Origin of the sequence: Nesterenkonia sedimenti (assembly GCF_012641515.1) — a bacterium.
GTDB lineage: Bacteria > Actinomycetota > Actinomycetes > Actinomycetales > Micrococcaceae > Nesterenkonia > Nesterenkonia sedimenti.
On record NZ_JABAHY010000011.1, the window covers coordinates 79,755 to 86,597 of the forward strand.

Annotated in this window: 6 protein-coding genes; 4 read left to right on the forward strand and 2 right to left on the reverse strand. The window is 64.1% G+C overall.

All coding sequences use genetic code 11. The features are described 5' to 3' along the window. From HGQ17_RS11460 to HGQ17_RS11470, 3 genes are all read left to right on the forward strand, one after another. The gene (locus HGQ17_RS11460; RefSeq protein ID WP_168888074.1) at positions 1 to 957 is read left to right on the forward strand and encodes an AEC family transporter; all 957 of its coding nucleotides are present in this window, start codon (positions 1 to 3) and stop codon (positions 955 to 957) included. Positions 958 to 982: 25 nt separating this feature from the next. Next, positions 983 to 2,407: a mycothione reductase gene (locus HGQ17_RS11465; RefSeq protein ID WP_168888075.1), complete on the forward strand. Its 1,425-nt coding sequence runs from the start codon at positions 983 to 985 to the stop codon at positions 2,405 to 2,407. A 90-nt stretch (positions 2,408 to 2,497) separates the two neighbouring features. Continuing rightward, a complete protein-coding gene (locus HGQ17_RS11470) occupies positions 2,498 to 3,097 on the forward strand; it encodes a mycothiol-dependent nitroreductase Rv2466c family protein (RefSeq protein WP_168888076.1) in 600 nt (199 codons plus the stop codon). Positions 3,098 to 3,104: 7 nt separating this feature from the next. Here HGQ17_RS11470 and HGQ17_RS11475 read toward each other — a convergent pair whose 3' ends face one another. Beyond that, a complete protein-coding gene (locus HGQ17_RS11475; protein ID WP_168888077.1) occupies positions 3,105 to 3,881 on the reverse strand; it encodes an SDR family oxidoreductase in 777 nt (258 codons plus the stop codon). A 33-nt stretch (positions 3,882 to 3,914) separates the two neighbouring features. Here HGQ17_RS11475 and valS point away from each other — a divergent pair, with 33 nt between their 5' ends. Then, positions 3,915 to 6,542, forward strand: coding sequence for a valine--tRNA ligase (gene valS, locus HGQ17_RS11480; protein WP_168888078.1), 2,628 nt, complete (start codon positions 3,915 to 3,917; stop codon positions 6,540 to 6,542). A gap of 62 nt (positions 6,543 to 6,604) precedes the next feature. On the opposite strand, the gene HGQ17_RS11485 is transcribed toward valS, so the two are convergent. After that, positions 6,605 to 6,843: hypothetical protein (locus tag HGQ17_RS11485; RefSeq protein ID WP_211090614.1), on the reverse strand; the 239-nt coding region annotated here is incomplete at its 5' end.

The window sequence follows — 6,843 nt, forward strand, 5'->3', positions numbered from 1 at the left end:
GTGGCAGCGGTCCTGACCGGCTTCGTGGTGATCTGGACGATCATCGTCGTCGGCTATGCCCTCGGGAAGTCCCGGGTCATCGACCGCTCCGCACGGGTGGTGCTCTCAAAGACCGTGTTCTTTGTGGCCTCACCCTGTCTGCTGTTCGTCACAGTCGCCGACTCCGATCTGGAGTCGGCACTGGGGCCACATTTCGTCATCGCCGCCGCCGGGGCAATCGGAGCCTTCCTGCTCTACCTGCTCTTCGGAGCGATCTTCTCCCGGCGCCCGGCCGAGGAGCGGATGGTCGGGGGACTGGTGGCCAGCTTCTCCAACTCGGTCAACCTCGGACTGCCGCTGCTGGTCTACGTGCTCGACGACGCCTCCCTGGTCGTCCCCGTGGTGCTCTTCCAGTTGGGTTTTCTGATCCCTGGCGGTGTGATCTGCATTGAAGTGCTGGTCAGCCGGCGTCGTCGTCGGGCCTCCCGGCCTGGGCGCCGGGGTTCAGAGGCGCTGCGCTATCTCAAAGTGGCCTTCAATCCGATTGTGGTCGGTTCCCTGCTGGGGATGCTCTTCGCCTGGCAGGGCTGGTCGCTGCCGCTGGTGCTGGATGAGTCTGTGACCCTGATGGCCGGAGCAGCGATTCCGATGACCCTGCTCTCCTTCGGGCTCTCCCTGGTGGGACAGGGGTTCCTGCGGGCCAGTGCCGAGGACTGGAAGGATATTGCGGCGGCATCAATCATCAAACTGGCCATCCACCCCGCGTTGGCCTACCTCTTGGCGGTCTTCGTCTTCGGGCTCGAGGGCAGCCAGCTCATCGGCGCGGTGCTCATGGCAGCCCTGCCCAGCGGACAGAATGTGCTGGTCACCGCCACCCGGTATGAGGCGGGGGAGGACCTCGCCCGCAACACCATCCTGCTGACCACCTTCACCGCCATCCCCACCACAGTGCTCATCGCGTTCTTACTGGGCGCCTGAGCCCGGCGAAACGTATGCTGGCACTATGGCCTCATATGACCTCGCAATCATCGGCTCCGGATCCGGAAACTCCCTGATCACACCTCATTGGGATAATAAACGCGTTGCCCTGGCGGATAAAGGGATCGACGCCACCGGAGCCTTCGGCGGAACCTGCCTCAACGTGGGGTGCATCCCCACCAAAATGTTCGTCCGCCCCTCTGCACTGGCCCGCATCCCAGAGGAAGCCGCACGCGTCGGCGTCACCCAGCAGACCCTGGCAGCCGACTGGCCGGCCATCCGCGACCGGGTCTTCGCCCGGGTGGATGCGATCTCCGAGCGCGGGAAGGAATACCGCCAAGAGCTGGAGAACGTCGACCTCATCTCAGAGAAGGTCACCTTGACCTCACCGAAGTCCTTCCGCACTGAATCCGGTCAGGACATCGAGGCCGAACAGTTGGTCATCGCCGCCGGCTCCCGCCCGGAACTGCCTGAGGTCCCCGGCATTGAACTACCCCAGGTGCACACCTCTGAGACTGTCATGCGGCTGGAGACCCTGCCGCAGCGCATCCTGATAGTCGGCGGTGGCTATATCGCCTGCGAATTCGCCGGTATCTTCTCCGGACTCGGCTCCGAGGTCATCCAGATCAACCGCAGCGAAGGGCTGATGAACCAGCTCGACCACGAGATCTCAGCCGCCTACTCCGCCGAGGCGCAGACGAACTGGACCGTGCGCTATGAGCGCACCCTCGGGGCAGTCGAACCCAGCGGCGAGAAGGTCACCGCCCACCTGGTGACCTCCGATGGCCGGGCCGAGGAATGTGAGGTCGACATCGTGCTGGTGGCCATCGGCCGCCGGCCCAACAGTGACCTCGTTGGCGCCGAGGAGGCCGGACTCGACCTGCACCCTGATGGCCGGATCGTCGTCGATGAGTACCAGCGGGTACTTAGCGGCGGGACCCCCGTTGAAGGGCTCTATGCCCTCGGTGACATCAGCTCCGAGCCGATGCTCAAACACGTCGCCAACTACGAGGCCCGGGTGGTTGCCCATAATCTGGAGAACCCCCAGCAGCTGCAGCCGATCCAGAATCTTCCGATCCCCTCCGCAGTGTTCTCCCACCCTGAGATCGCGCAGGTGGGGATGACTGAGCATCAGGCCGCAGCGAGCATCGGCTCAGAGAATGTGACCACTAAGACCCAGCGCTACGGCGACACCGCCTATGGCTGGGCGATGGAGGACACCTACGGGGTCTTCAAAGTCATCGCCGATAAGCGCAATGGCCAACTCCTGGGCGCCCACGCCATGGGGTACCAGGCATCCAACCTCATCCAACCGGTGGTTCATGCCATGAGCTTCGGCCAGGATGCGCAGACCGTTGCACGAGGACAGTACTGGATCCACCCCGCCCTGATGGAGGTCACCGAGAACGCCCTGCTGGGACTGGATGTCCCACCTCCGGCGAGCGTCTGAACTGTTCCGGTGTCAACGACCGAAGGAATGAGCAGGACCGGCCGGTGGTTGTCACGGTCGGAACCTCAACCGAATGAAAGGAACCACCCCATGGCTGAGCGCGTTGATTTCTGGTTCGATCCCATCTGCCCCTTCGCCTATGTCACCTCCCGCTGGATGCTGGAGGTCGAGAAGGTTCGCGATGTTGAGGTTCAGTGGCATGTGATGAGCCTCGGGGTGCTCAATGAGAAGGGCAACCCCGCACCCACCGAGGACGAGGACATCCTGGCCCGGTGGATTCCGGCCCGGACCTCCACCATCGTCGCCCAGAGCGCCCCGGAGAAGATCGGCGATTTCTACACCGCCATCGGCACCGAGATCCACGCCAAGGGGCAGCGCGACTTCGAGGCAGCATCCCGGACCGCCCTGGCCGCCATCGGACTGGATGAGGCACTGGTGGAGGAGGCCAAGACCGATAAGCATGATGAGGTCATGCGGGCCTCACACCATGAGGGCATCTCCAAGGTGGGCCAGGATGTGGGCACACCCATCGTGTCCTTCGGCGACACCGCGTTCTTCGGTCCGGTGGTCACCCGGGTGCCCACCGGTGAGGAGGCCGGCAAGATCTTTGACGGCGCCGTCGCCCTGGCCGGCTACCCCTACTTCTTCGAGCTCAAGCGCACCCGCACTGAGCGTCCCCAGGTGGACTAGTAGCGTTTCAGCCCTTGCGGATGACCTTGTGCTGGGCTGCCTGGGCCACCGGTCGGATCACGATCTGATCGAGGTTCACGTGGTGAGGCAGGGTCACCGCATGGGTGATGACCTCGGCGATGTCCTCGGCCACCAGGGGCTTATCGACACCGGCGTAGACCTTCTCGGCTGCTGAGGCATCCCCGCGGAGCCGTTTGGCGGAGAACTCCTCGGTTTTGACCATTCCGGGCAGAACCTCGATGACCCGCACGTTATGCTCGGCCTCTTCCAGCCGCAGTGCACCGGTGAGCCCGTGCTGGCCGAATTTCGCTGCGTTGTAGCCTGCTCCGCCTTCATAGGAGACCAGTCCGGCGGTGGAGGTCAGGTTCAGGATGGTTCCCTCACCGTGGGCGCGCAGCATGGGCAGAAAGGCCTGGGTGACATTGAGCGTGCCCAGGACATTGACCTCGTACATCCAGCGCCAGTCATCGACTTTTCCAGATGCCACCGGGTCCACGCCCAGAGCGCCTCCGGCGTTGTTGATCAGGGTGTCGATCCCGCCGGCCTCGGTGACTTCTTGGACTGCGGCGGCGACCTGATCGGCATCGGTGACGTCGCAGACGATCGGGATGATGCCCTCCTGCTCGGCCAGATGCTCGAGCTTCTCCGCCCGGCGGGCCACTGCGAAGACCCGCCAACCCTCGGCGGTCAGACGAAGCGCGGTGGCGGCCCCGATTCCGGAGGAGGCCCCGGTGACCAGAGCGCTGCGGGTGCTTGCATCAGAAACCTGTGATTCAGCAATCATGTTTCAACACTAGTACGTGCCACAATGGGAGGTATGGCCGATGACATAAAGGGCACAGACACGCCCGCATACAAGACCCCGGAAGTTCCCGAGAAGCCCGCACTGGAGGGCCTGGAAGCCAAACTCAATGAGGCATGGCAGGCCGAGCGGATCTACCATTTCGACGAGGACGCCACCCGCGATGAGGTGTACTCCATCGACACCCCGCCGCCGACCGCCTCGGGGTCACTGCACGTCGGCCATATGTTCTCCTACACCCAGACCGACGTCGTCGCCCGTTTCAAGCGGATGCGGGGCAAGAAAGTCTTCTACCCCCTGGGCTGGGATGACAATGGGCTTCCCACCGAGCGCCGGGTGCAGAACTATTACGGGGTTCGCTGCGATCCCTCCCGCCCCTACGATCCTGACTACACCCCGCCGGAGAAACCGGCGAAGAACCAGCGGGACTGGGATGTGATCTCCCGACAGAACTTCATCGAACTCTGCGAGAAGCTCACCGTGGAGGACGAGAAGGTCTTCGAGGACCTCTTCACCACCCTGGGGCTCTCCGTGGACTGGCGTCAGACCTACCGGACCATCGATGACGACTCCCGGGCCGCCAGCCAGCGGGCCTTCCTGCGCGATGTCACCTCCGGCAACGCCTACACCGCTGAGGCCCCGACCCTATGGGATGTCAGCTTCCGCACTGCGGTGGCCCAGGCCGAACTCGAGGCCAAGGAGCGCCCCGGGGCCTACTACCGCTACCCCTTCACCACTGAGGACGGCTCCGAAGTCGTCATCGCCACCACCCGTCCGGAACTGCTGCCGGCCTGTGTTGCCCTGGTGGCCCACCCCGAGGATGAGCGGTATAAGCACCTCTTCGACAAGACGGTGACCTCTCCGCTGTTCGGCGTGGAGGTGCCGGTCAAGGCTCACCGGCTGGCCGATCCCGAAAAGGGTTCGGGTATCGCGATGATCTGTACTTTCGGCGATATGACCGATGTGACCTGGTGGCGTGAACTGCAGCTTCCCACCCGGGCACTGATCGGCCGCGATGGTCGCTTCTCCCGGGAGAACCCCGAATGGATCACCACGGAGGAAGGCCAGGCCAACTACGAGCAACTGGCTGGTAAGACCGTCCACTCCGCCAAGGAGGCCGTGGTTCAGCTCCTGGAGTCCCATGAGCTGCTGCGGGCTGAACCGGAGAAGATCACCCATGCGGTGCACTTCTACGAGAAGGGCGATAAGCCCCTTGAGGTGGTCACCTCCCGCCAGTGGTACATCCGCAATGGCGGCCGTGACGCCGAGCGCCGGGATCAGCTGATCGAGCGCGGCCGCAAGATCGACTGGCATCCCGGCTTCATGCGCTCGCGCTATGAGAACTGGGTGGAGGGCCTCAACGGCGACTGGCTGATCTCCCGCCAGCGCTTCTTCGGTGTGCCGATCCCGGTCTGGTACCCGCTCAACGATGAGGGCGAGCCCGATTACGACAACCCGATCCTGCCGTCGGAGGATCAGCTGCCGGTGGATCCTGCCGGTCAGCCGGCCCCCGGTTTCGAGGAGTCCCAGCGCGGTGTGCCCGGTGGGTTCATCGGCGAGCCCGATGTGCTCGACACCTGGGCGACCTCCTCGCTGACCCCGCAGATCGCGGGCAAATGGGAGCGGGATCCGCAGCTGTTCGAGAAGGTCTTCCCCTTCGATCTGCGCCCGCAGGGCCATGACATCATCCGCACCTGGCTGTTCTCGACAGTGGTACGGGCTAATTCCCTGCATGACACTGTGCCGTGGACCAATACCGCCATCTCCGGCTGGATCCTGGATCCGGACCGGAAGAAGATGTCGAAGTCCAAGGGCAATGTGGTGGTGCCCACCGAGCCTCTGGAGCAGTTCGGCTCAGATGCGGTGCGTTACTGGGCGGCCTCGGCCAAACTCGGTGCCGACACCGCCTATGAGGTCGGCCAGATGAAGATCGGCCGCCGACTGGCCATCAAACTGCTCAACGCCTCCAAATTCGCCTTCGGGATGGGCGTCACCGAACAGCACATCGTCGGAAACGCCGACGACGCCGCGGTGATCACCGAGCCGATCGACCGCGCGCTGCTGGCGAAGCTGCGCACTGTGGTCGACCAGGCCACCGAACAGTTCGAGAACTACGACTACGCACGGGCCCTGCAGATCACGGAGAGCTTCTTCTGGTCCTTCACCGATGACTACGTGGAACTGGTCAAGGACCGCGCCTATGGATCTCAGGGAGAGCAGGCCCAGGCCTCGGTGCGGGCGACCCTGGCCACCACCCTGGATACGCTGCTGCGACTGTTCGCACCGGTGCTGCCCTTCGCCACTGATGAGGTCTGGCGCTGGTGGCGGCAGGATTCAGTGCATGCAGCCAGCTGGCCCAAGGCCCAGGACCTGGACGCCGTCGCCGGTTCGGCGGCTGTGCTGGATGCTGTCTCCGAGGCGCTGACCGGTCTGCGCCGGGCCAAGGCTGAGGCCAAGGTCAAGCAGCGCACCGAGATCATCAGCGCTCGGGTGTCCGGACCGCAGCAGGAGGTGGGCTACATTGAGTCCGCGCTCTCTGATCTGCAGGCAGCCACCAAGGCCCGGGTCCTTGAGCTGGTTACCGAAGGTGAGACCACCCAGGAGATCGAGATCAGCAACGTGGAGCTGGCCGAGATGGAGTAAGTTCCACAACCACCCCCCTTTGAATGGGCCCCGTGCCGGCATCAGCCTGGCGCGGGGCCCATTTAGTCGTGGTCGGTGTCCAGGGAACGGACCTCTAGGACGCCGTTGAGTTCGCTGAGGCGTTGGTGCAGCTGCTCGGGGGAGAGGTATTGGGACCGGGAGAAGCTCATATGGGCATCGACCACGGCACCGGATTCCTCGCTCTCGCGGCGCTTGGTGCTGCTCAGCGAGGATTGATGGCTATTCACCGTTGAGCGTGGAGCCCTTGTTGGTGGGGGATCCTGCGGCGTCGGCGTGTCTG